General features: G+C 52.2%; 25 protein-coding genes, 1 rRNA gene and 1 other annotated feature. Of the genes, 1 reads left to right on the top strand and 25 read right to left on the bottom strand.

Features of this window, described 5'->3' with window-relative positions; genetic code table 11:
- Positions 1-30 precede the first annotated feature (30 nt).
- The 17 genes from rplL to E2980_RS17735 all read right to left on the bottom strand — a co-directional run bounded on the left by rplL (position 31) and on the right by E2980_RS17735 (position 13,636).
- A complete protein-coding gene (gene rplL / locus E2980_RS17815; RefSeq protein ID WP_135153581.1) occupies positions 31-393 on the bottom strand; it encodes a 50S ribosomal protein L7/L12 in 363 nt (120 codons plus the stop codon).
- Between the two features lie 58 nt (positions 394-451).
- The gene (rplJ, locus tag E2980_RS17810; RefSeq protein WP_135153580.1) at positions 452-952 is read right to left on the bottom strand and encodes a 50S ribosomal protein L10; all 501 of its coding nucleotides are present in this window, start codon (positions 950-952) and stop codon (positions 452-454) included.
- Between the two features lie 49 nt (positions 953-1,001).
- Positions 1,002-1,146 (bottom strand) — a sequence feature (ribosomal protein L10 leader region).
- 81 nt (positions 1,147-1,227) lie between these two features.
- Positions 1,228-1,920 carry a 50S ribosomal protein L1 gene (gene rplA, locus E2980_RS17805; protein ID WP_135153579.1) on the bottom strand — a complete coding sequence of 231 codons (693 nt, stop codon included), beginning with the start codon at positions 1,918-1,920 and terminating at the stop codon, positions 1,228-1,230.
- An 88-nt stretch (positions 1,921-2,008) separates the two neighbouring features.
- On the bottom strand, positions 2,009-2,434 hold the full coding sequence (gene rplK / locus E2980_RS17800; RefSeq protein WP_135153578.1) for a 50S ribosomal protein L11: 426 nt from the start codon (positions 2,432-2,434) through the stop codon (positions 2,009-2,011).
- 87 nt (positions 2,435-2,521) lie between these two features.
- Positions 2,522-3,055, bottom strand: a complete 534-nt coding sequence (gene nusG / locus E2980_RS17795) for a transcription termination/antitermination protein NusG (protein WP_115995296.1) — start codon at positions 3,053-3,055, stop codon at positions 2,522-2,524.
- A 25-nt stretch (positions 3,056-3,080) separates the two neighbouring features.
- A complete protein-coding gene (gene secE, locus E2980_RS17790; RefSeq protein ID WP_135153577.1) occupies positions 3,081-3,290 on the bottom strand; it encodes a preprotein translocase subunit SecE in 210 nt (69 codons plus the stop codon).
- An 18-nt stretch (positions 3,291-3,308) separates the two neighbouring features.
- Entirely contained in the window at positions 3,309-3,458 is a 150-nt protein-coding gene (gene rpmG, locus E2980_RS17785) for a 50S ribosomal protein L33 (protein ID WP_115995294.1), read from the bottom strand.
- 430 nt (positions 3,459-3,888) lie between these two features.
- Positions 3,889-4,539 carry an RNA polymerase sporulation sigma factor SigH gene (gene sigH / locus E2980_RS17780; protein ID WP_135153576.1) on the bottom strand — a complete coding sequence of 217 codons (651 nt, stop codon included), beginning with the start codon at positions 4,537-4,539 and terminating at the stop codon, positions 3,889-3,891.
- 152 nt (positions 4,540-4,691) lie between these two features.
- Positions 4,692-5,225, bottom strand: a complete 534-nt coding sequence (locus tag E2980_RS17775; RefSeq protein WP_135153575.1) for an NYN domain-containing protein — start codon at positions 5,223-5,225, stop codon at positions 4,692-4,694.
- Between the two features lie 7 nt (positions 5,226-5,232).
- Entirely contained in the window at positions 5,233-6,186 is a 954-nt protein-coding gene (rlmB, locus tag E2980_RS17770; protein WP_135153574.1) for a 23S rRNA (guanosine(2251)-2'-O)-methyltransferase RlmB, read from the bottom strand.
- 19 nt (positions 6,187-6,205) lie between these two features.
- Positions 6,206-6,658 (bottom strand): Mini-ribonuclease 3, encoded by a 453-nt coding sequence (locus E2980_RS17765; protein ID WP_135153573.1) that lies wholly within the window; start codon positions 6,656-6,658, stop codon positions 6,206-6,208.
- Positions 6,655-8,067: a cysteine--tRNA ligase gene (cysS, locus tag E2980_RS17760; RefSeq protein WP_135153572.1), complete on the bottom strand. Its 1,413-nt coding sequence runs from the start codon at positions 8,065-8,067 to the stop codon at positions 6,655-6,657. Before cysS ends, E2980_RS17765 begins: the two co-directional genes overlap by 4 nt.
- Positions 8,068-8,072: 5 nt before the next feature.
- Positions 8,073-8,795, bottom strand: coding sequence for a serine O-acetyltransferase (cysE, locus tag E2980_RS17755; protein ID WP_135153630.1), 723 nt, complete (start codon positions 8,793-8,795; stop codon positions 8,073-8,075).
- A gap of 836 nt (positions 8,796-9,631) precedes the next feature.
- Positions 9,632-11,086, bottom strand: a complete 1,455-nt coding sequence (gltX, locus tag E2980_RS17750; protein WP_135153571.1) for a glutamate--tRNA ligase — start codon at positions 11,084-11,086, stop codon at positions 9,632-9,634.
- Between the two features lie 188 nt (positions 11,087-11,274).
- Positions 11,275-11,751: a 2-C-methyl-D-erythritol 2,4-cyclodiphosphate synthase gene (ispF, locus tag E2980_RS17745; RefSeq protein ID WP_135153570.1), complete on the bottom strand. Its 477-nt coding sequence runs from the start codon at positions 11,749-11,751 to the stop codon at positions 11,275-11,277.
- Complete coding sequence (ispD, locus tag E2980_RS17740) at positions 11,744-12,445, bottom strand: 2-C-methyl-D-erythritol 4-phosphate cytidylyltransferase (RefSeq protein ID WP_135153569.1); 702 nt, start codon at positions 12,443-12,445, stop codon at positions 11,744-11,746. Before ispD ends, ispF begins: the two co-directional genes overlap by 8 nt.
- A 99-nt stretch (positions 12,446-12,544) precedes the next feature.
- Positions 12,545-13,636, bottom strand: a complete 1,092-nt coding sequence (locus tag E2980_RS17735) for a PIN/TRAM domain-containing protein (RefSeq protein ID WP_135153568.1) — start codon at positions 13,634-13,636, stop codon at positions 12,545-12,547.
- Positions 13,637-13,824: 188 nt separating this feature from the next.
- Here E2980_RS17735 and E2980_RS17730 point away from each other — a divergent pair, with 188 nt between their 5' ends.
- Positions 13,825-14,220, top strand: coding sequence for a nucleoside triphosphate pyrophosphohydrolase family protein (locus E2980_RS17730; RefSeq protein ID WP_135153629.1), 396 nt, complete (start codon positions 13,825-13,827; stop codon positions 14,218-14,220).
- 148 nt (positions 14,221-14,368) lie between these two features.
- Here E2980_RS17730 and pssA read toward each other — a convergent pair whose 3' ends face one another.
- The 8 genes from pssA to E2980_RS17690 all read right to left on the bottom strand — a co-directional run.
- Complete coding sequence (gene pssA, locus E2980_RS17725; RefSeq protein ID WP_135153567.1) at positions 14,369-15,118, bottom strand: CDP-diacylglycerol--serine O-phosphatidyltransferase; 750 nt, start codon at positions 15,116-15,118, stop codon at positions 14,369-14,371.
- Positions 15,119-15,227: 109 nt separating this feature from the next.
- Complete coding sequence (gene disA / locus E2980_RS17720; protein WP_135153566.1) at positions 15,228-16,337, bottom strand: DNA integrity scanning diadenylate cyclase DisA; 1,110 nt, start codon at positions 16,335-16,337, stop codon at positions 15,228-15,230.
- 17 nt (positions 16,338-16,354) lie between these two features.
- On the bottom strand, positions 16,355-17,722 hold the full coding sequence (gene radA, locus E2980_RS17715; protein ID WP_135153628.1) for a DNA repair protein RadA: 1,368 nt from the start codon (positions 17,720-17,722) through the stop codon (positions 16,355-16,357).
- Positions 17,723-17,873: 151 nt separating this feature from the next.
- On the bottom strand, positions 17,874-20,321 hold the full coding sequence (locus tag E2980_RS17710; RefSeq protein WP_135153565.1) for an ATP-dependent Clp protease ATP-binding subunit: 2,448 nt from the start codon (positions 20,319-20,321) through the stop codon (positions 17,874-17,876).
- Positions 20,322-20,358: 37 nt separating this feature from the next.
- Positions 20,359-21,423 carry a protein arginine kinase gene (locus E2980_RS17705; protein ID WP_135153564.1) on the bottom strand — a complete coding sequence of 355 codons (1,065 nt, stop codon included), beginning with the start codon at positions 21,421-21,423 and terminating at the stop codon, positions 20,359-20,361.
- Positions 21,424-21,439: 16 nt separating this feature from the next.
- Positions 21,440-21,952: a protein-arginine kinase activator protein McsA gene (locus E2980_RS17700; RefSeq protein ID WP_135153563.1), complete on the bottom strand. Its 513-nt coding sequence runs from the start codon at positions 21,950-21,952 to the stop codon at positions 21,440-21,442.
- Positions 21,953-21,970: 18 nt separating this feature from the next.
- Positions 21,971-22,432, bottom strand: a complete 462-nt coding sequence (locus E2980_RS17695) for a CtsR family transcriptional regulator (protein ID WP_135153562.1) — start codon at positions 22,430-22,432, stop codon at positions 21,971-21,973.
- Positions 22,433-22,932: 500 nt separating this feature from the next.
- Positions 22,933-23,042 (bottom strand): 23S ribosomal RNA (locus tag E2980_RS17690); the annotation flags it as partial.

Here is a 23,042-nt window from a genome sequence, read left to right as displayed (position 1 = left end):
AAATCTTCAAGGGGTTTGATGATCCGCTTCTTACTTTACTTCTACTTTAGCGCCAGCTTCTTCAAGCTTACCTTTAACAGCGTCAGCTTCTTCTTTGGCCACTTTTTCTTTGATTGCTTTTGGAGCGTTGTCTACGAGATCTTTTGCTTCTTTCAGACCAAGACCCGTGATTTCGCGAACAGCTTTGATTACGTTGATTTTGGAAGCGCCGGCATCGACAAGGACAACGTCGAATTCGGATTGCTCTGCAACTTCAGCAACTGCAACAGCGCCGCCAGCTGCAACTGGAGCCGCAGCAGTAACACCGAATTCTTCTTCGATTGCTTTAACCAGGTCGTTCAATTCAAGAACTGTCATGCCTTTAATGGCTTCTAAGATTTGCTCTTTGCTCATTTGAATATCCTCCATTATTTGAGATCATATGATCTTCTTATTTTTGTATTCGATTGTCTTACGCGCTTGCTTCGTTCTTCTCCGAAACCGCTTTGACAGCGAGTGCGAAGTTGCGAACCGGAGCTTGCAGGACGCTAAGCAACATGGACAGCAATCCTTCGCGGGAAGGAAGCTCAGCAAGTGCTTTAACTTGCGCAGCGTCAACGAAACGGCCTTCGACTACGCCGCCTTTAACCTTCAACGCTTCGTTCTTCTTAGCGAAATCGCTAAGAATCTTAGCTGGAGCAACGACGTCAGTACCGAATGCGACAGCAGTCGGACCCGTTAGTACGGCATCAAGCTCGCTCATTTCAGCGCTTGCCGCAGCACGGCTTACCAAAGAGTTTTTCAACACTTGGAAATCAACGCCAGCTTCACGCAGTTGTTTGCGAAGCAAAGTCACTTGCGCTACGTTTAGGCCGCGATAGTCAGCCACAACGGTACAGTTGCTTTCGCGAAGCTTCGTTGCGATCGCATCGACTTCTTGCTGTTTAGCTTGAATGATTTTTGCGTTTGCCATTGTGTACACCTCCTAAGTCTTGGCATACCGTATGTTCGTCTCGCGAAGCCCGGGGACATAAGAAATGCCCCCGCAGACATCGCGGAGGCATGACATGATTAAAAAATAATCTATCCACACACCTCGGTAGGAGATTAAGCTCGCACGCTATTTGCGTGGGCACCTACGGTCTACGGTATCCATATTCATTTATCAGCTTCATCAGCTTACCACGGGGGCTTACCGATGTCAAAGACAGTTTTTACCGTCCGCAAGCAAGTTAGCAGCTTGTCGGATTAGCGATAAACGGACGCATTAACGCGGGCGCCTGGTCCCATCGTCGAAGAGATCGAGATGTTTTTCAGGTAGATGCCTTTGGAAGATGCGGGTTTCGCGCGGCTCAGCGCGTCGATCAGAGCTTTCAGGTTTTCGTCGAGTTTCTGAGAATCGAACGAAACCTTGCCGATCGGAGCGTGAATTTGTCCGGCTTTGTCCAGACGGTATTCGATTTTACCGGCTTTGATCTCGGCGATGGCTTTAGCAACGTCGTTCGTTACGGTGCCCGCTTTAGGGTTAGGCATCAAACCTTTACCCCCGAGAATACGGCCCAGTTTACCGACTTCGCTCATCATGTCCGGAGTTGCGACGCAGACGTCAAACTCGAACCATCCTTGTTGGATTTTTGCGATGAGGTCAGCATCCCCTACGTAATCCGCGCCGGCAGCTTCAGCTTCCTTCAGCTTATCGCCTTTTGCGAATACGAGAACGCGTTGCGTTTTGCCGGTGCCGTGAGGCAGGACGACTACGCCGCGTACTGCTTGATCTTGTTTTCTCGGATCAACGCCGAGACGGACGGCCGCTTCAACCGTTTCGTCGAATTTAGCCGTTGCCGCTTTCTTCACGAGCTCGATTGCTTCCAACGATTCGTAGGTAGCATCGCGATCGATCAGCTTAACGGACTCTGCATATTTCTTACCGTGTTTAGCCAAGTTGTTCTCCTCCTTTTGTGGTTTTAACGGAAGTTTCCTCCCACAAGCGGTTCCAGGAACCGCAGTCCATACGCCGGACGGCGTACGATTAGTCTTCGATTACAACGCCCATGCTGCGGGCAGTTCCTTCGATCATACGCATAGCCGCTTCAACGGAAGCCGCGTTAAGATCTTGCATTTTTTGCTCTGCGATATCGCGAACTTTAGCGCGTTTTACAGTAGCTACTTTTTTCTTGTTCGGCTCGCCGGAACCTTTTTGGATTCCTGCAGCTACGCGGAGCAATACCGCTGCCGGAGGAGTCTTGGTTTCGAACGTAAAAGAGCGATCCTCGAATACGGAAATAACAACCGGAATGATTAATCCCACTTGATCCGCAGTGCGAGCATTGAACTCTTTACAGAAAGCCATGATGTTAACGCCAGCTTGACCTAGTGCAGGACCGATTGGCGGCGCAGGGTTAGCTTTACCTGCATTAACTTGAAGCTTTACCAGTTTGATGACTTTTTTTGCCATGTTGCACACCTCCCTGACCCATAATGCGGTTTAACGGAACCATCGCTCCTCCCGCTCGTTCAAGAAACCCAATATTGCTGAAAATGCCTATATCTTTTCCACTTGAGTGAAATCCAACTCAACCGGGGTTTCCCTGCCAAACATGTTAACATGAACCTTCAGCTTGCTCTTGTCGAGTAGAATTTCTTCCACGGAGCCGACGAAGTTAGCAAAAGGACCAACCTTAACACGGACGTTTTCCTTGAGTTCGAAATCGATAACCGGCTTCGGCTCGTCCATGCCCATATGACGCAGAATTCCTTCTACTTCATCCGGCAGAAGCGCCGTCGGTTTCGATCCCGATCCAGTGGATCCCACAAACCCGGTAACTCCGGGAGTATTGCGAACCACGTACCAGGAATCATCCGTCTGAACCATCTCCACAAGGACATAACCGGGATATACTTTACGCATAACCGTCTTTTTCTTGCCGTCCTTGTTAACGATCTCTTCTTCCATCGGAACAAGCACGCGGAAGATCTTGTCTTGCATACCCATAGACTCCACGCGTTTCTCCAGGTTCGCCTTAACCTTGTTCTCGTACCCTGAATACGTGTGTACTACGTACCATCTTTTCTCCATGGAAAAGCCACCTTTGGTTCCTACGTCAGATGATGAGATCGACGAGGGATGAAATACCGATGTCCAGACCCCAGAAGTAGATCGTTACCAACAATACCGTCACAATAACGATGATCGTGTAGCTGACGAGCTCTTTCCGGCTGGGCCAACGGACTTTCTTCAATTCGTTCCAGCTGTCTGCAAAAAACGAAAAAAAGGACCCAAAGTTTTCTTTCATTTTGGCCAGGAAAGTCACGTTCTTACCTCCTAGGAGTTAACGCGTTTCGCGATGAGGATGATGTTCATTGCAAAATTTGCAGAACTTCTTCAACTCGATGCGATCGGCGTGTGTCCGTTTGTTCTTGCTCGACGTGTAGTTCCGTTGCTTGCAATTCGTACAAGCTAGCGTGATGATTACGCGCATCCCTTCCACCTCCCGGGATTAAAACTTCATAAAAATACAACCATTCAGCGGAAACCCCAGCTTGGCGAACCAAGGCCGAGTTTGGAATCGCCTCGTGATGACGGGTCATCAAGACAACAATTCCTGGTGTTTCGCCGATGATTCAGACCTGCGCATAAGAAACCACGTTAAGGTTACTAAAGTAATTTATCACAGGGGGGATAGCGATGTCAACGAAAAGTGTCTTAGCCTACTATTGCCAATTCCTCGATAGGGCGGATTCACGGCCTGCTTTCTAGAATGGGTCTCTAGCATCCTCGTACTATTCTTCCATTTTTTCGCCTATTTAACCCTCTGCCAAAAAGATAATTGTTTCCCTGTTCGAAACACTGTTAGCAGGCATTAAAAAAGCAGCGCATTATATCGGCTGCCGGTAAAATCATATAAGTGCTTAATGTCCAAGATCCCTTATTTCGAGATAACGTTCAAGCTTACGCTTCACTCTCTGCAAAGCATTATCTATGGACTTCACGTGCCTATCGAGGTCGACGGCGATTTCCTGGTACGAGCGGCCATCCAAGTAGAGCATTAGTACCTTCCGCTCTAAGTCGCTCAGAATCTCCGACATCTTATCCTCTAGGCCGTAGAATTCTTCTTGATTGATAATCATTTCCTCGGGATCGCATACCCTTGAGCCGCAGATGACATCAAGCAGAGTCCGATCGGAATCTTCATCGTAGATGGGCTTGTCCAAAGAAACGTAGGAATTAAGCGGTATATGCTTCTGCCTCGTGGCGGTCTTGATCGCTGTGATGATCTGACGGGTAATGCATAACTCCGCAAATGCTTTAAAGGATGCCAACTTATCTCCCTTAAAGTCGCGTATAGCCTTATATAATCCGATCATGCCTTCTTGAACGATATCTTCCCGCTCCGCGCCGATCAGAAAGTAAGAGCGCGCTTTCGCCCGCACGAAATTACGATATTTATGAATCAAGTACTCCAAAGCTTCGCTATCGCCCGTCCGAACGAATTCGACGATGTCCTCATCGGCCTTGAAGTCGTACTCACGTGTTGCCAGCCTCTCCAAGTCGACGCTCACGAACATCCCTCCGGTCTGCATTGCCGTACTGGAACCTCGTACTCTACTAAACTATAACCAATATACTTGATATGACGCATAGCGTCAATGGATTTGCCTTTTTTCGCCACTTCTCGCCGGTGGTAGAATTGTAAAATAAAACCACGCTTCACTTATCCTTCGCCAAGTCCTCGTCTCATGCGTTCCAACCTTTGTTGGATATCCTCTGGCAATACTCCGCCCAACGGATTCTTTTTCATCCGGGAATCTTTCTGAATGGCCGTTTGAATCTCGTTTTTGCTTTGCCGAACCTCTATCCTTAGCTCACGGGCGGAGAGCCGAAGCGCTCCGCGCCCGAAGGCTACATGCTGCTCCACTTGATCGGATGTCGCAACGTATATATTGCGCCGTACGGACGTCCATTCCCCTACCAGCCGTTCGATGCATTCGTCTGCCGTCTCTCGTTCCCGGGTATACACGACCTGCATTTTCTTCTTATGCCGATACTCTGCGCCGGCACCGGGAACGCGGAACGCATCGAATACGACGATCACGATGAGCCCCGCATAGCTTTGGTAATCCGACAGCATGTCCAATAACCGGTCTCTGGCGTCCTCCAACTTCCCGTTCTTCAGGATAGCCAGTTCCGGCCAATCTCCGATCATGTTGTATCCGTCTACCAGCAGGACGTCCTCCCGCTGATACATTCGCTTCTCACGCATGATCCGAAGCCGAGCTAGCCTGCCCCTGCGTTGCGCCTGTTTTCTTGAGCGCTTGCTGACGTTGACGCACGACCTCGTACAGAATGACTCCCGCCGCAACGGATGCGTTCAACGAGTTGATCTGCCCAACCATGGGAAGGGACAGGATGAAATCGCATCTCTCTCTGACCAGACGGGAAAGCCCTTGGCCTTCATTGCCGATAACGATTGCAAGCGGCCCGGTGAGATTCGTCTCGTAGAAGCCTTCCTTGGCGCCCGCATCCGCTCCCGCGATCCATAATCCGCCTTCCTTCAGCTTCTCCATCGTCTGCACCAAGTTAGATACCCTTGCAACGGGGACATATTCAACGGCTCCGGCGGATGTCTTGGCAACGACTGCCGTCAATCCCGCGCTGCGACGTTTGGGTACGATTACGCCATGCACTCCGGTGCAATCCGCGGTACGAAGGACAGAGCCTAAATTGTGAGGATCCTCTACCTCGTCAAGAAGTACGATAAGCGGAGCTTCTCCACGCTGGGCGGCGCGTGCGAGAAGCTCGTCCACTTCGGCATAAGCAACAGCCGCTGCCTGGGCAACGACTCCTTGGTGCTGCAAGTCCGGAACTAGCCGATCCAGCTTGCTCTTATCGACCTGCTGAACGACGATTCCGCGCGCCTTGGCCTCTTCCATAATCGGTTGGACAAGATGGCGTTGAGCTTGATTGGACATGAAAATTTTGTTAATCGCGCGCCCGGCTTTCAAGGCTTCCAGGATGGGATGCTTGCCAGCTAAATATTCTTCCTCGCTCTTAAGCGTGCTTTCCTCCGCCCATTGCTCGTTCTCGACGGCCGTTTCCTTCGGGGAAGCCGCCGGCTGGTAACGCTTAGTCTTGTGATCATCCGAAGAGCGCGGCTTAGAACCGGCAGCAGGACGATTTCCCTGCGATCTCGGGTTATAGTTGCTCATTATCATCTTCCTTTATTGTTTATTGCGTTCCGTCTGTTGCGGCTTCGCGAGCAAAAGCCAATTCGATTAGCTGCTCCAAGCGTTCTTTAGCGCCATTGTAGTACAGGTGGCCTACCAAACATTCCAAAGCGGTCGCATGGCGGTAGTCCGCCGGATCTGCGTTCTTCGGCGGCTGGCCCGACTTCGTGTTGCGTCCTCTGCGCACGATATCGGCTTCCTCATCCGTCAAAAGAGGCATCCATCTTTGCAGAAGCTTCGCTTGCGCCGCTGCGGAAACGTAGCCAGTCGCCGCTCGGTGCAACTCATTCGGCTTGCGGTTAAAGCCGGCAATGAGCCTTTGCCTGATATAGATTTCGAACACCGCGTCTCCGATATATGCGAGTACGACGGGAGATAGCAGATTAACGGGAACATCCGAGGGCACGACGGGCGATATGACCGGAGCTTGGATATTGCTTGCATGCTCCGTCATTTGCGCCGCCAACGAATGCCTTGCGGAGTGTCTTCCAATAGAATTCCCCGGTCAGCCAATAAATCGCGGATTTCATCAGCACGGGCGAAGTTACGGTTCGCGCGCGCCGCCGTCCGTTCCGCGATCAACGCGTCGATTTCTTCATCCAGCAAACCCGCTTCCTCTAACGTGGGCAACAAACCCAGTATACCGTTCATCTCATCGATTCGGGCTAGAATCAGCTTCAAATCGGACTCGCTAACCGCTTCCTTCTGCAGATAGGCGTTGACTTCCGTTACGAGACCAAACCAAGACGTAATTGCATCCGGCGTGCTGAAGTCATCTTCCATTCTCGAATGGAATTCCGATCGTAGCTGTTCGAGTCGAGCATTCAGAGCTTCATCGCCCGGCAGCGCTAACTCTCCAGTCGCAACCGAGGAGAGCCGATGCTTAACATTATCCCGGTTATTCGTCAGCCGCTCGATGCTGTTAGCGGCTTGACGGATCGTCTCTTCGCTGAAGTTAAGCGGGCTGCGATAGTGCGTAGCCAACATCAAGTAACGAATCGCGTATTTGCTAGTGCCATTCAGAAGCTGGCGGACGGTAACGCCGTTGCCCAGCGACTTGGACATTTTCTCATTATTGATATTTACGAAGCCATTGTGCATCCAATAACGGGACAACGGTTGGCCCGTAAGCGATTCGGATTGGGCAATCTCGCACTCATGGTGCGGGAACTGCAAATCGTGTCCGCCTCCGTGGATGTCGAGCGTGTCTCCGGCGTATTTGCGTACCATCGCCGAGCATTCGATATGCCAGCCCGGTCGTCCGTCTCCCCATGGACTAGGCCAATAAATCTCACCAGGCTTAGCGGCTTTCCACAGCACGAAATCTTGGGGATTTTCTTTTCTCTCGTCAACGTCGATCCGAATGCCGTATTGCAATTCATCCAGGTTTTTATGGGACAGCTTGCCGTACTCGGGAAAGGAACCGGTGCGGAAGTACACGTCTCCGGAGCTTTCATAGGCAGCGCCTTGATCGACGAGCCCTTGGATGAAGTCTACGATCTCGGGAATCGTTTCCGTTACGCGTGGCGAAACCGTCGACGGGAACGCACCGAGCGCGTCCCGGTCCTCGTTGAACGCCGTAACGAATTTCTCGGCCAGCTCCGGAACCGTGATGCCCATCTCCGCCGCTTTGCGGATCATTTTGTCATCGACGTCCGTGAAATTCACGATGTAATTGACTTGCAGGCCGATCGCTTCCAAATAACGGCGAACGACGTCGAAGAAAATAACCGGACGCGCGTTGCCGATATGGATATAGTCGTACACGGTCGGTCCGCACACGTACATGTTCACTTTTCCCGCTTCGCGGGGCACGAACGGCTGAGGTTCTCTGGTCATGCTATCATATATCTTAAGGGTCACTGACATTAGCTCCTTTTGTCTTCGTAATCGGGGATGCTCACGGGTTGATTCGTTGCGGTTTCGTCGGATTCCTTATTCTTTCCGCCGGCGTCCACGGCTTTGAGACGTTCGACTTCCGTTTTCAGATCGTTGATTTCCTTCTGCATGAAACGGAACGTTTCGATGAGTGGATCGGGCAGGTTCGTATGGTCGAGCCGGTCGCCTATCTTCTTTCCGTTGTGTTTCACGATCCGGCCGGGAATGCCGACCACCGTGCTATTCGGCGGGATCTCGCGAAGAACGACGGAGTTTGCCCCGATATTCGTGTTGTCTCCGACCGTAAAAGATCCAAGAACCTTCGCGCCGGAAGCGATGACGACGCGATTGCCGATCGTCGGATGCCGCTTTCCTCTTTCTTTACCCGTTCCACCGAGCGTTACCCCTTGGTAAATGACAACCTCGTCTCCGATCTCGCACGTTTCGCCGATGACGACGCCCATGCCATGATCTATGAACAGTTTACTCCCGATACGGGCGCCGGGGTGAATCTCGATGCCGGTGAAAAACCGGCTTACCTGGGAGATTACGCGAGCGATGGAAAATAACCGACGGCGGTAAAAGAAATGAGCGACGCGATGAGACCATATCGCATGCAAGCCTGCATACGTAAATACGACTTCAAACCAACTTCTGGCCGCAGGATCATTCTCGAATACGGCATCAATATCAGATTTGACTGTACGCCACATCCCCATACCCCCGTCCCCCCCTTAAAAAAGCGAATAATAAATTCCGATTGAGCGATGGAACAAGCATAAACGGCTGTCGCCGTCCTTTGGATGGCGGCAGAGGTTTATGTCGGAGACATTTCAGAAATGGATAACGTAATTTTATACATCCTGGAATGTAAAAAAGCCCCTGCAGCTTATCGCTGCAGAGACGTCGTGACGTGGTCCCACTCTGCTTGAGCTTGCGTCTTACGAGACGCCGGCTCCTCATTGGATGGTTAACGGGATCCCCCCGGCACCGCTTACCCGAAACTTTCCGTAGAGCTCGCGATTCGATGATCGCGGCCCCGTCGGTTGTCCGATCGGCGGCGCAGCTCCCAGGCGCAATTCGGTTTCGCGTGAATGTGGCGGCTCTCAGCCAAGACCGCCTTCTCTGATCATTCGTTAAGCGAAACGTACTTTCCTGTTCGTCGCACATTTTCGATATAGCACCAGTATAGCTTAACCCTATTCGGGTGACAAGAGTCATGTGGTTGCCTGAGGTGGCTCGATTCAAATAGCGGTGCGTGGCACCGTTATTTCGTCTTGGCGAGCCGTTTTGGGCGAAATAGCGGCGCGCAGCACCGTTATTTCGTCTTGGCGAGCCGTTTTGGGCGAAATAGCGGCGCGCAGCACCGTTATTTGGTCTTGGCGAGCCGTTTTGGGCGAAATAGCGGTGCGTGGCACCGTTATTTGGGCTTGGCGAGCCGTTTTTGGTGAAATAGCGGTGCGTGGCACCGTTATTTGGGCTTGGCGAGCCGTTTTTGGTGAAATAGCGGTGCGTGGCACCGTTATTTGGGCTTGGCGAGCCGGCAGCATTACTTGGCGAGGCGCTTCAACACTTGCTCGCGGCCGAGAAGCCAGATAGTGCCGTTCAAATCCGGTCCGTGCATCTGTCCGGTTAAGGCGACGCGGATCGGCATGAACAGACCTTTGCCTTTAATGCCGGTCGAGACTTGCACCGCTTTGATCCATGCCTTGATATTGTCTATCGTGAAATCTTGTTCAGAGGCGGCTTCGATCTGGCTCCGGAACGCGCTCAACACGGTCGGTACGGTCTCTTCCGCCATGACGATCGCAGCCTCATCATTAAGCTCGGGCACCTCTTGGAAGAACAGGTCCGATAATGGAACGATCTCCGCCACGAAGCGCAAGTGGTCGCGGAACAAGTTCACCAAAGCGGTCGCCCACTCCAGTTCTTGCTCATTCGGCTCCGCGGGCAACCGGCCAGCCGACTTCAGGTGAGGAATGCACAGTCCGATGACCCGCTCCGGCGTAGCCTGCTTCAAGTAATGCTGGTTCAGCCAGCTTAGCTTAGCGGTATCGAAGACGGCAGGACTCTTGGACAAGCGATTCTCGTTAAAAATCTCGATCAATTGCTCGCGGGAGTAGATCTCCTCTTCGCCTTCAGGTGACCAGCCGAGCAAGGTGATGAAGTTAAACAGAGTTTCCGGCAAGTAACCAAGCTCATCATATTGTTGAATGAATTGAACGATGGATTCGTCGCGCTTGGACAGCTTCTTGCGTTGGTCGTTGACGATCAGCGTCATATGTCCGAACTCGGGCGGAGACCAATCGAACGCTTCGTAGATCATCAGCTGGCGAGGCGTGTTGGTAATATGGTCTTCGCCGCGCAATACGTGCGTGATGGCCATGAGGTGGTCATCGACCGCTACTGCGTAGTTGTAAGTCGGAATTCCGTCTTTCTTGACGATGACGAAATCGCCGAAATCGTCGGCACGGAAGGAGATTTCGCCCTTAACCGTATCCTGGAACGTATAAACGCGATCGGTCGGCACGGTAAATCGAATGCTCGGAATGCGCCCTTCTGCGACTAAAGCAGCTTGCGCTTCAGCGTCGAGATTACGGCATTTGCCTGAATACTTCGGCGTTTCGCCGCGTTCGGTTTGCTCCTCGCGCTCCCGCTCCAGTTCTTCCTCGTTGCAATAGCAGTGATAAGCGAGCTTGCGATCAAGCAACTGCCGGGTGTGCTCACGGTAAATATCAAGACGTTCGGTTTGACGATAAGGGCCGTATTTGCCAAGGCGATCAACACTCTCGTCCCAATCGACGCCGAGCCACTTCAAATAGGTAAGCTGGCTTTCCTCGCCGCCGGCCACGTTGCGCTTCACATCGGTATCTTCGATGCGGATGATGAATTCACCGCCGTGATGGCGAGCGAATAAGTAGTTGAAAATTGCGGTTCTGGCGTTGCCGATATGGAGATGGCCAGTTGGGCTCGGCGCGTAACGTACGCGGACTTTGGTCGACATTTTGTTTCCTCCTGTATAAAGCTCGTGGAATACCGTGACTACGAAAAAGGGTCAGTACTACGCCGCTGTTAAAATCGAGTTGCCTGAATTGACTTTGCAGTGGCAACTCGATTTTAAAGGCGGACGTAAACTCTCCGTACTGACCCTTTTCCTCCGTCCCTCTTCACCGAGCAAGTCAATAAACTACCCTACACCCGAACCAACAAAACAACGGCTTGAGAAGCAATGCCTTCGCCGCGGCCCGGGAAGCCAAGCCGTTCGGTCGTCGTCGCTTTCACGTTGATCCGGGACTCCTCGCATTCTAGAGCGCGGGCAATAACCGTAACCATGGCCGGGATGTACGGCGCCATCTTGGGCGCTTGCGCGATGATCGTCGCGTCGGCGTTGCCGAGCTTGTAGCCGCGCTCCTTGGCCAAGCGCCATACGTGCTCCAACAATTTGACGCTATCGGCGTCCTTGAATGCCGGGTCGGTATCGGGAAAGTGCCTGCCGATATCTCCCAAGGCCAGAGCACCGAGGATAGCATCGCTGATCGTATGTAAAAGTACGTCCGCGTCCGAGTGGCCTAGCAACCCTTTCTCGTACGGAATGGCCACGCCGCCGATGATGCATGGGCGGCCTTCAACCAGTTGGTGTACGTCGAAGCCTTGTCCTACTCTAATCATTGTTGATCTCCTTCCCATGACGTCTTGCTAACAGCAGTTCCGCGATCGGCAAATCTTCCGGCGTCGTGATTTTCAAATTCGCGTAATCCCCTTGGACGATGGCGATCTTGCGCCCCAGCCGTTCGAGAAGCATCGCGTCATCCGTTGCGGTCGCCCCCTCTTCTTGCGCCTCCCGATGCGCCTGCATTAGCTCTTGGCGAGAAAAGGCTTGAGGAGTCTGCACGCTCCACAGCGTTCTGCGCTCCGGCGTCGCAACGATGAAGCCATTGCCGTCGGAAACCTTAATCGTATCTTTAACGGGAACGGCTAATGCGGCTGAGCCATGCTCTTCCGCAGCACGGCAGCAAGCCTCGATCTGCTCGGAGGTCACTAAAGGCCTGGCCGCATCATGGACCAGCACGCCCTCCGTCGATAACGCGGCCAAACCGGCGTAGACGCTATCCTGCCGCTCCGCTCCGCCAGGGATAATAAGAGTGACTTTGCAAAACCCTTCAACACTGATGATCTCGGCCGCTTTCCTCTGCTCGCCCGATGTTACGACCAAGATGATCGAAGACACCGAAGAGCTCCTCTCAAATGCCTCTAACGTATGAGCCAACACGGTACGCCCCGCAAGCTTCAGATAGGGCTTGTTATCCGCGGCTCCCATGCGCGTGCCACGCCCTGCGGCAACCACGACAGCTCCCCAATCCATGGCTCATTCCCCTTAAGTTGCTGCTTATATGACCTGAATAACAGACGAAAGACGGGACACTAGAGCGCGTCCCGCCCATATTTCTATTATCATACCTTGTTAGAGCGCTTTTTCCAATAGCTTCGGCTTAGCGAAGATCATCCGGCCCGCGGAGGTCTGCAGCACGCTAGTGACGAGTACCTCCATCGTCGTACCGATGTAGTCTCTCCCGCCTTCGACTACGATCATAGTACCATCGTCCAAGTAAGCGACGCCTTGCCCATGCTCCTTGCCGTCCTTGATGACTTGAACGACGATTTCTTCTCCGGGAAGCACGACCGGCTTTACCGCATTCGCCAAATCGTTAATGTTAAGTACGGATACGCCCTGCAGTTCGCACACCTTGTTCAAGTTGAAATCGTTCGTGACCACTTTGCCCTGCATGGCCTTAGCGAGCTTGACGAGCTTGCTGTCCACTTCCCCGGGTTCCTCGTTCGCATCCTCGTAGATGAGCACCCTAACGTCCAATTCCTTCTGGATTTTATTAAGGATATCCAAGCCTCTCCGCCCCCTGTTCCTCTTGAGCAAGTCGGAAGAATCCGCGATATGCTGGAGTTCTTCCAGCACGAATTCCGGGATGACCAAGGTCCCTTCTATAAACCCCGTTTTGCAAATATCCGCGATCCGGCCGTCAATAATGACGCTTGTGTCCAGAATTTTATGCTCCTCGTACCGCGGCCCATCGCTCTTCGGTGCTTCAACCGTTTTGCGCGTGCGCACCCAATCCCCGATTTCGTCCTTTTTGCGCATACCGATTCTTAATCCCGCGTATCCAAGCGTAAGTGCCGTTCCCGCAGCCAATACTTGTCCCACATAAGGAATGTCCGTTACATAAGGATACAGGAAAGAAGAAAGTGCGAGTCCAAAGGTCAAACCGATCAAGCCGGACATAAGATCCGACATAGGGTAACCGGACAGCCTATCGATTCCGCGTTGCAAGGAACTAGATAACGGAGTCGCGATAGATGTAGCAAGCAAGAATCCGGCGAATGCGCCGACAACGGCACTGAAGCTGCCTCCCGTTCCTGTCGTCGCTCCTAACATCGCTCCCATCCAAGGCGCTTCCGAGGACATCGGCCAGGTAGACATTTGTTGACCAAGCATGGCTCCTATCAGAATGCCGATGATTTGTATTACTCTTTTCATGACCATAAATTCACTCCCTTTCTCGTAATAAGTCAGAAATATCGTTACTAGTATGTTCCAATTTTTCGATTGCTAATCTTCCCTTAGCCAGCTTCTTAAAGTTTCTTAAAAAACAACAACTTCTTTTGAATTCTGCCAGCCCTTGATCTATAATGAAGGAGAAAAGTAAATTAAAGGTAACCGAGGTGGAACGGATGAGCGCACCTACGCTCCAGGAATTTCAGAGTCAGGTGTCGGAATTGTTGCTCCGTCATCGCAGTCTGCTTGATGTCGTTACGAAGTACAGCCAGTCGAACGCATCCGTCAACCGGGCCGTATCCAAATCGATTACCGAGTGCGGATGTATCGAATTAAACGCCAGAAACCAAGGGTTTTCCGAGGAGATGCCGCTGGACCAAGCGAATCGCCAATCGAAATCCCATATGGAAGGCAGCTTGTGCGAGCAATGCCGCGAAGTCATCCGCAACGAAATGGGCAAGAACCTGTTCTATATGTCTGCCATGTGCAATCTGCTGGATATTAGCCTCGAGGAAGTCGTCGCCAAGGAAGCGGATAAATGCTCTACGTTAGGCTGGTTTAATCTAACTTAACTCCTTATCATGAACTAGAAAAGCAGCTCCCGATTGCCGGGAAGCTGCTTTTTCGTTAATTTGAGATAATCATTAGTCTATAAAAAAAGCACCGATAACTCCCCAATAACAGAGAGACATCCGATGCTTCCGGTTCAACTAAAGTCAACTAAGCGCTATGCTTGGATTGTTCCTTCTCTTCCGCGGCCTTCCTGCGCTTCGCACGCTTACTCGATGGCAATAGTCCATCAACGTTTTTTTTTAGGCCCCATAACGCATAGAGAAGAAGCAATGCTAGGATGACCTTCGGGATCGCTTCTTGGAACATGAAGGCCAGGACCGCTGCAGCCAGAACGACGATCGGAATGGCCCATATCGCTTTCTTCGGCAGACCCAGCTTTTTGAAATTGGGATACTTCATGTTGCTGACCATCAGGAAGGATAAAGCTACCGTGCTGATCAACAGCAAGGAGTAATGGAGCTCGTGGTGAAATAGCGCCAACGTAGCCAGCACACCGCCAGCCGCCGGAATCGGCAACCCGATAAAATAGCCGGGAATACCGTCGATTACGTTAAACCTCGCCAGTCTTAACGCTCCGCATATCGGGAAGATCGCGGTTACTATCCAAGCCAACGCAGGATTCACATCTTGGAATGCCGCTTGATACATGATAAACGCGGGAGCAACCCCGAACGAAATGACGTCTGACAAGGAATCTAATTCTTTGCCGAATTCGCTTTGGACGTTTAAAGCGCGGGCCACACGACCGTCCAACCCATCAAGAAGCATGGCGATAATCACTAATAAGGCCGCCGTGTTCGAAGTGTTCGCTTCATTGTTGAATGCCAAGATGATGGCGATCACGCCTAAAGACAGGTTGCCAATGGTAAAAAGATTCGGTATCGACTTCGTAATCATGTATGCCACCTCGATTTTACTATACCCTATTGATCGCAAAGTTAAGCGCGTCTCGCATGGCGCATGAGTTCGTTTCGCGAATTGAAGAACATTTCCAATTGTATTCCCCTTATATCTGTCTGTCAATAAACACCTGTTCTTGAATACGTTTCAAACCCTCTTTAATCGCGCGCGCCCGAACTTCGCCTATTCCGTCCACTTCGTCTAATTCTTCGATCGAGGCCATTACGATATGAGGCAGAGCTGCGAACCGGTCGACGAGATTGTGTATGATAACGCTGGGTAACCGAGGGATCTTGCTTAACATCCGATGCCCGCGAGGCAACAATCCTTCCTCAACGACGGAGCTCAAGGATGGATAGCCCAGAATCCGAATCAACGAAGCGGAATCGAGCAATTCTTCGGATGAGAGCTTGCGGATGGTAGTCTGGATATCGCGAACCTTGTTCTCCGCATCGTCCTTGGCATAATCCCGAAGTAACAGCCAAGCTTCTTCTTCGGCCGATCCGACTAGTTCTTCCTTCTGCATGCTAATCAATCTGCCTTCATTCCCGAGTTCTAGAACGTAACGATTAATCTCGTTATTAATGCGAAGAACCATCTCGGCGCGCTGAATGACATAGGCCACTTCATGCATCGTGACTAATTCTTCGAATTCCAATGCCGAAAGGTTAGTTAGCGCTTGGGTGAATACCGCCCGATATTTCTCCAGCGTCTGAATCGCTTGGTTGGCCTTCGTGAGAATGACGCCCATCTCTTTAAGCGCATAGCGCAATTGCCCCTGATACAGCGTGATAACGTTCCGCCGCTGAGAGATCGATACGACCAGTTTACCTGTTTGTTTAGCTACTCGCTCCGCAGTCCGATGACGAATGCCGGTCTCCGAGGAGGAAATGGACGAATCCGGAATCAACTGGGTATTCGCATATAAAATGCGTTTAACGTCCTCATTCAGTATGATTGCGCCGTCCATCTTGGCGAGCTCATACAGATAGTTCGGGCTGAAATCGCAATTGATCGAGAAGCCGCCATCCACGACCTCCATCACTTCCGGGCTGTATCCAACAACGATCAGCGCCCCGGTCTTCGCTCGCAGCACGTTCTCCAGCCCATCGCGAAACGGGGTACCGGGAGCTACCATCTGCAGCAGCAGGTTCATCGTCTTTTCCTGCTGAGCGCGTTCCTTTTCCTTAGGGTCTCTGTCTTTGTGTTCTTTCATTATATGAGCGATACCCCCTATTCCAATGCGGCTTTAAGCGCTTCAGCGACCGTCTTAACGCCTATAAGTTGTATATCCTTGGGCGGGCTCCAGCCTTTCATGCTCTGCTCCGGCATGATTACCCGCTTGAAACCCAGCTTGTGCGCTTCTTTCACCCGTTGCTCCGCCCTAGAAACGGCCCGTACCTCGCCCGTTAATCCTACTTCGCCGAAAATCGCGTCGTAAGGGCGCGTCGGCTTATCCTTCAAGCTGGATGCCAGGCTGACTGCCGCGGCCAAATCGGCTGCCGGCTCGTCAAGCTTGACTCCGCCGGCTACGTTAAGATAAGCGTCCTGATTCTGCAGGAACATGCCCATTCGTTTCTCCAGCACTGCGATAACGAGCGACATCCGGTGATGATCGAAGCCCGATGCCATCCTCCGCGGCGAAGGGAAATGCGTCGGTGTAACAAGAGCTTGCAACTCGACCAATACGGGCCTCGTTCCTTCCATGCTTGCAACGACGGTGGAGCCGGAAACCCCAAGCGGACGCTCCGACAAGAATAACTCCGAGGGATTCGTAACCTCCCGAAGGCCGTCTTCCGTCATATCGAAAATGCCGATTTCATTCGTCGATCCGAAGCGGTTCTTAACCGCGCGTAATATCCGATAAGTATGATGGCGTTCGCCTTCGAAGTAGAGCACGCAATCGACCATATGCTCGAGCAGCCGCGGGCCGGCGATTGCACCTTCCTTGGTTACGTGCCCCACGAGAACGGTAGCCACACCGTTAATTTTGGATATTCTCATGAAATGGGCGGTGCACTCTCTTACTTGCGCTACGCTGCCGGGAGCGGACGCAACCTCCGGACGGTATACCGTCTGAATGGAGTCGATGACGAGAAAATCCGGACTCACTTCGGTTATCGCTTCTTCGATAACTTCCAGGTTCGTCTCGCACAGAACGAATAGCCTGTCATTTAATGCGCCGAGCCGATCCGCGCGCAGCTTGGTTTGTCGCACGGACTCCTCTCCCGACACGTATAGCACCTTCAAACCCTGCGTCGACAGGGAATACGAGGCTTGGAGCAGCAAGGTTGATTTCCCGATTCCCGGGTCGCCGCCGACCAGTAAAAGCGATCCTGGGACTAGCCCCCCGCCGAGTACCCTGTTCAGCTCGGATAGACCGGTCGAAACGCGGGGCTCCCGCCCACTTTCTATATCTATGATAGCTCGCGCTTTTTCTTTCGTCCGGAGTAGTTCGCCTCGCCCCACGGGAGCCTTGATCTCCGTTTCCGTTTCTTCGACCATCGTGTTCCACTCGTTGCAGCCGGGACATTTGCCCATCCACTTCGGAGATTCCGTGCCGCACTGGGTGCAGGCAAATTTTGTTTTGACCTTGGCCATTGCAGATAACGGCTCCTTTGCGCGCATTGCTTATAGTTGAATTTTAACACAAGCATAAACGGCTGTCGCCGTCTTTGGGCGGGTTAAAAAAAGGACTCTCCGAACGATCGCCATTTCTGGCGCTTCGGAGAGTCCTACTTACTTTATGCGATTAAGCTTTGGTTAATTCGATTTCGCCCTTTTGTCTGACAACGAGACCGCCGTCCTCCTCGTCGATAAGGAGAGCGTTGCCCTTCGTGATCTTGCCGAGCAACAGATCTTCCGACAAACGATCCTCGATATGCTTCTGGATGGCCCTGCGAAGCGGCCGCGCGCCGTACTGCGGATCGTAACCTTCCTTCGCCAGGAAAGCTTTGGCCGAGTCGGTCAATTCGAAGCTCACGTTATGCTCCACGAGGCGCTTCCGCAAGTCGTCCGCCATAAGCGTTACGATCTGCGTGATATGCTCCTCGTTGAGCGGATGGAACACGATGGACTCGTCGATCCGGTTGAGGAACTCCGGACGGAAGGATTTCTTCAGCTCGGCGAGCACCTTTTCCTTCATGTTCTGATAATCGCGTCCCGCATCCTGCGCGGCCGTGAAGCCGAGCGTGGAATTCTTCTTGATTTGCTCCGCCCCGACGTTGGACGTCATGATGATCAGCGTATTGCGGAAGTCGACCGAACGGCCTTTCGAGTCGGTCAATCGACCGTCTTCCAGCACCTGCAGCAAAATGTTGAATACTTCGGGATGGGCTTTCTCGATTTCGTCAAGCAATACGACCGAGTATGGCTTGCGGCGGACTTTCTCCGTCAGCTGGCCGCCTTCTTCGTAGCCGACATATCCCGGAGGAGCTCCGACGAGACGGGAAGTCGAGTGCTTCTCCATGTATTCCGACATATCGATGCGGATGACCGCGTTCTCGTCGCCGAACATCGCTTCGGCGATTGCCCGGGCGAGCTCCGTTTTACCGACGCCCGTAGGTCCTAGGAATATGAAGGAGCCCATCGGACGTTTCGGATCTTTAAGACCTGCGCGGGCGCGACGGATGGCCCTGGACACGGACTTAACGGCTTCTTCCTGACCGATAACCCGGTCGTGAAGAATGGTTTCCATATTGAGCAAGCGTTGCGTCTCTTCCTCTTCCAGCTTCCTAACCGGAATGCCGGTCCAGCTTGCTACGACTTGGGCGATATCTTCCGGAGTCACCTCGGAATCGGTACGGCCTTGCTTTTCTTTCCACTGATTCTTCGTGTGGTCGAGCTCTTCGCGGATCTTCTGCTCCGTGTCTCGAAGAGCGGCCGCTTTCTCGAACTCTTGGCTCTGAACTGCGGCGTCCTTCTCTTTGCGGATATCCTCGAGCCTCGTTTCCAACTGCTTCAAGTTAGGCGGTACCGTGTAGGAATTCAGCCTCACCTTGGATCCCGCTTCGTCGATCAAGTCGATCGCCTTATCCGGCAGGAACCGGTCCGGAATGTAACGATCGGACAGCTTAACCGCCGCATCGATCGCTTCATCGGTGATTTTTACCCTGTGATGGGCTTCGTATCTGTCTCTTAAGCCTAACAGAATCTGGATCGCTTCCTCAGGCGTCGGCTGATCAACCGTAATCGGCTGGAACCGTCGCTCGAGAGCGGCATCCTTCTCGATATATTTGCGGTACTCATCCAGCGTCGTCGCTCCGATGCATTGAAGCTCGCCGCGAGCAAGCGCCGGCTTAAGAATGTTGGAAGCGTCGATCGCGCCTTCCGCGCCGCCAGCTCCGATCAACGTATGAAGCTCATCGATGAAAAGGATGACGTTGCCGGCTTGGCGGATTTCGTCCATGATTTTTTTCAGTCGATCCTCGAATTCACCGCGGTATTTCGTACCTGCGACGACGGAACCCATATCGAGGGTCATGACGCGTTTGTCGCGCAAAGTCTCGGGAATCTCGTTGTTGACGATCTTCTGGGCGAGACCCTCGGCAATCGCCGTCTTACCTACGCCAGGCTCCCCGATAAGTACCGGGTTGTTCTTCGTCCGGCGGGATAACACTTGAATAACGCGCTCGATTTCCTTCTGACGTCCGATGACGGGATCAATGTTCCCATCCCGGGCGCTAGCGGTCAGGTCGCGAGCTAAGCCATCCAGCGTTGGCGTGCTGACATTGGAGGATGGACCATGGTTCTGCGACACGCTCTCGTTGCTTCCGAGCAGTTGCAATACTTGTTGGCGCGCTTTGTTGAGGCTTATGCCAAGATTGTTAAGAACGCGAGCCGCAACGCCTTCTCCCTCGCGGATAAGGCCGAGCAAGATATGCTCCGTGCCCACGTACGTATGACCTAATTTGCGTGCTTCATCCATGGATAGTTCGATAACTTTCTTGGCACGCGGGGTATAAGCGATGTTCGTAGGTTGTTCTTGACCCCGGCCGATAAGGGATTCCACTTCATCTTGGATCTTCTCCAAACCAAGACCCAAAGCAATCAGGGCTTTGGCGGCGATGCTTTCCCCTTCCCGGATGAGACCGAGCAGAATATGTTCCGTACCGATGTTATTGTGTCCCAAACGTACTGCTTCTTCCTGAGCCAATGCCAATACCTTCTGCGCACGTTCCGTAAATCTACCAAACATCATGAAAAACACCTCCCCTATAAAGTTAAGAATAAAACATTTATGAACGAGTTGCCAGTCGCGAGCGAATTAATTCCGCTCTTGACCTATCCCTGTCTTCCGGACTCATCGCTTCCCCGAACGTCTGTTGGAGAAATCCGGGCTGAGTCGACACGAGAAGCTCGTTAAGTATAAGCTCGTTTACCTCCGGCAGCAGTCCTAGATGAACGCCAAGCCGGATGTCCGATAGTCGCTGAGAAGCTTCCTTCGAATCCATGATGAGCGCCTGGGACAATATTCCATAGGATCTCCGTACCCGATCCTCTACCCGTAGCCGCGACTCGGTTAATAGCTTACTCCTGGCCGACTTCTCATGTTCGATCATTTGGCGGGCGACTTGAAATAAATTCTCGATAATCTCCTGCTCGGACTGACCTAACGTGATCTGGTTCGATACCTGGAATAGGTTCCCGGTCGCTTCGCTGCCTTCGCCGTATAATCCTCTAACGGCTAGCCCCACTTGGGTAACGGCCGACAGGATTCGGCTGATCTGGCCCGTCATGACGAGTGCCGGCAAATGCATCATGACCGATACCCTGATGCCGGTACCTACGTTAGTCGGACAACTCGTGAGGAAGCCATGCTTCTCATCGAAGGCGAAATCGACCTGCTCCTCGAAAATATCATCGATTTTACTGGCGGAATCCCAAGCTTCGTGAACTTGAAATCCGGAGCGCAAGCATTGAATTCGCAAATGGTCTTCCTCATTGATCATGACGCTGATATCCTCGTTAGGACTCAGAATGAGTGCTCCGTTGCGGGATTCGTTAGCCAAGTTGGGGCTGATCAGATGCTTCTCGACGAGTACGAGCTTTTCAAGCTCTGTTAGCTCGGTCAACCGAATTTGCTCGATCTTGCCCAGTCCATTCAGCCTTCCGCTCTCGGCGACCCCGAGCAGTTGCTCCATGACCGAGAGGGATTGGGTTGGTCCCGCCATCATCGGAAAAGGCATGTTGCGAATATTGCGGGCGATGCGCACTCGACTGCTGATAACAACTTCCGAATCCGGACCTTCACCGTTCATCCACTGACTGAGCGCTTGTTTGACGAATTTCCGTTTGGCCATTGTCTTTCCCTACCCTTCAGCCGCTCATTTCCTTCTCAAGCTCGCGGATCCGATCGCGCAGCTGCGCGGCAGTCTCGAAATCCTCGCGCTCGATTCGGCCTTGCATTTCCTTCTTAAGCCGGTCGATTTCCCGCTTCGTCTTCAGACGTCCCCCCGCTCGCTTCGGCACCTTACCAACATGCACCGTATTACCATGTACCCGTTTCAGCAGAGGATCAAGCCGTTCCGAGAACTGCTTATAGCAGTGACTGCATCCGAAGCGGCCGATTTTACTGAACTGAGCATAGGTCATCCCGCACGTATCGCATTTAGCCGCTGGCTGCTTAGCCATGGGATTGGGGTTCTGAGGCTCGAAGTCAAGAAGCCCGGAAAGCAAGTTGTGAATGGAAAATCCGTTTGGGTTTCCGGGAATAAGCTCTCCCTTCTCCCTCGCGCATGCTTCGCAAATGTGCAATTCCGTTTTCTCTCCGTTGACGATTTTTGTAAAATGCAAAGTCGCGGGACGTTTACCGCATTCTTGGCATTGCATCGGACAGGACTCCTTTCCTCATTTCACGAGCAACGCGATAAGCATAGCCTTCATAAGCTTTGCCCTGATCTCGTCCCGAACCGGCAGCTTTAACGCTATGACATCCCGCGAAACAGCCGCTTTAAGCAGATGCGCTTCCCGCTCGGTAAGGAATCGGGCTTCCTCTAATTGATAAATGAGTCCTTCGGCCGCGGTTTGATCGATCTGTTCTCCGACCGTTTGCCGGATATGGTTCTGAATCGCTTCAAGCGAGGGAAGGCTGACGCGTTGAATACGGATGTATCCTCCGCCGCCGCGCTTGCTTTCCACGTAGTAGCCTTTTTCCAGGGTGAACCTCGTACTTATCACGTAATTGATTTGCGATGGGACGCATGAAAACTTATCCGCTAAATCGCTTCTTTGAATTTCAACGGACCCTTCCGAGCTGCTCTGCAGAATTTTCTTCAAATAAAGCTCGATCAGATCGGTAATGTTCGGCAACGTCCAACCTCCTTTCATCGATGCAAGCCGACTGTAGATCGCTTTAGGCGTCTCTTGCCGGTTCGTCAAACAGGGGCGGATCTGACTTTGACTTTCTTTGACTATAGTCCCATTATACTCGGCTTTTAAAAAAATGCAAAGTGTCTTCGCTCCTTCTTTCCTCGAATGGTTTAACCTTATTATTCGGGGGTCCCCCGTGCTTTATTCCTATCCGTTATGGTCAAAATAAAAAAGGCCTCCGCAAATGTTGGTTCATTTGCCTGCACTTTTTAGACGAAAGGGGTAGAAATCAACGAATACAAAAAAGCACCCTATCGCATAGGATGCTTGGAATTTACATAAAGAGGCTTGCGCCATCGTGCGATGAAATCGTCACGACCCGCAATGTTGCAGACGGCAATGTGTAGCATTGCGTTGCATACTTACGCCTTGAAAACTGGATGCGAAGCAAAGCTTAGAAGAAGGTGGTGAGTATCATTTGTCTTACAGTGTCATTCGTTTAGGATAAGCCCTCGACCGATTAGTACTCGTCAGCTGCACACGTTGCCGCGCTTCCACCCCGAGCCTATCAACCTGGTGTTCTTCCAGGGGTCTTACGAATTGGGAAATC

Source organism: Cohnella luojiensis (genome assembly GCF_004564235.1).
In the GTDB taxonomy this organism is placed as follows: domain Bacteria; phylum Bacillota; class Bacilli; order Paenibacillales; family Paenibacillaceae; genus Cohnella; species Cohnella luojiensis.
This window is presented reverse-complemented; position numbering and strand designations above follow the sequence as displayed.

Excerpts from the sequence above, each read along its gene's own strand:
- rplL (WP_135153581.1), bottom strand. The coding sequence starts at position 393 with ATGAGCAAAGAGCAAATCTTAGAAGCCATTAAAGGCATGACAGTTCTT.
- rplJ (WP_135153580.1), bottom strand. The coding sequence starts at position 952 with ATGGCAAACGCAAAAATCATTCAAGCTAAACAGCAAGAAGTCGATGCG.
- rplK (WP_135153578.1), bottom strand. The coding sequence starts at position 2,434 with ATGGCAAAAAAAGTCATCAAACTGGTAAAGCTTCAAGTTAATGCAGGT.
- nusG (WP_115995296.1), bottom strand. The coding sequence starts at position 3,055 with ATGGAGAAAAGATGGTACGTAGTACACACGTATTCAGGGTACGAGAAC.
- rpmG (WP_115995294.1), bottom strand. The coding sequence starts at position 3,458 with ATGCGCGTAATCATCACGCTAGCTTGTACGAATTGCAAGCAACGGAAC.
- E2980_RS17775 (WP_135153575.1), bottom strand. The coding sequence starts at position 5,225 with ATGTATCAGCGGGAGGACGTCCTGCTGGTAGACGGATACAACATGATC.
- rlmB (WP_135153574.1), bottom strand. The coding sequence starts at position 6,186 with ATGAGCAACTATAACCCGAGATCGCAGGGAAATCGTCCTGCTGCCGGT.
- E2980_RS17765 (WP_135153573.1), bottom strand. The coding sequence starts at position 6,658 with ATGACGGAGCATGCAAGCAATATCCAAGCTCCGGTCATATCGCCCGTC.
- cysE (WP_135153630.1), bottom strand. The coding sequence starts at position 8,795 with ATGTGGCGTACAGTCAAATCTGATATTGATGCCGTATTCGAGAATGAT.
- gltX (WP_135153571.1), bottom strand. The coding sequence starts at position 11,086 with ATGTCGACCAAAGTCCGCGTACGTTACGCGCCGAGCCCAACTGGCCAT.
- ispF (WP_135153570.1), bottom strand. The coding sequence starts at position 11,751 with ATGATTAGAGTAGGACAAGGCTTCGACGTACACCAACTGGTTGAAGGC.
- ispD (WP_135153569.1), bottom strand. The coding sequence starts at position 12,445 with ATGGATTGGGGAGCTGTCGTGGTTGCCGCAGGGCGTGGCACGCGCATG.
- E2980_RS17735 (WP_135153568.1), bottom strand. The coding sequence starts at position 13,636 with ATGGTCATGAAAAGAGTAATACAAATCATCGGCATTCTGATAGGAGCC.
- E2980_RS17730 (WP_135153629.1), top strand. The coding sequence starts at position 13,825 with ATGAGCGCACCTACGCTCCAGGAATTTCAGAGTCAGGTGTCGGAATTG.
- pssA (WP_135153567.1), bottom strand. The coding sequence starts at position 15,118 with ATGATTACGAAGTCGATACCGAATCTTTTTACCATTGGCAACCTGTCT.
- disA (WP_135153566.1), bottom strand. The coding sequence starts at position 16,337 with ATGAAAGAACACAAAGACAGAGACCCTAAGGAAAAGGAACGCGCTCAG.
- radA (WP_135153628.1), bottom strand. The coding sequence starts at position 17,722 with ATGGCCAAGGTCAAAACAAAATTTGCCTGCACCCAGTGCGGCACGGAA.
- E2980_RS17710 (WP_135153565.1), bottom strand. The coding sequence starts at position 20,321 with ATGATGTTTGGTAGATTTACGGAACGTGCGCAGAAGGTATTGGCATTG.
- E2980_RS17705 (WP_135153564.1), bottom strand. The coding sequence starts at position 21,423 with ATGGCCAAACGGAAATTCGTCAAACAAGCGCTCAGTCAGTGGATGAAC.
- E2980_RS17700 (WP_135153563.1), bottom strand. The coding sequence starts at position 21,952 with ATGCAATGCCAAGAATGCGGTAAACGTCCCGCGACTTTGCATTTTACA.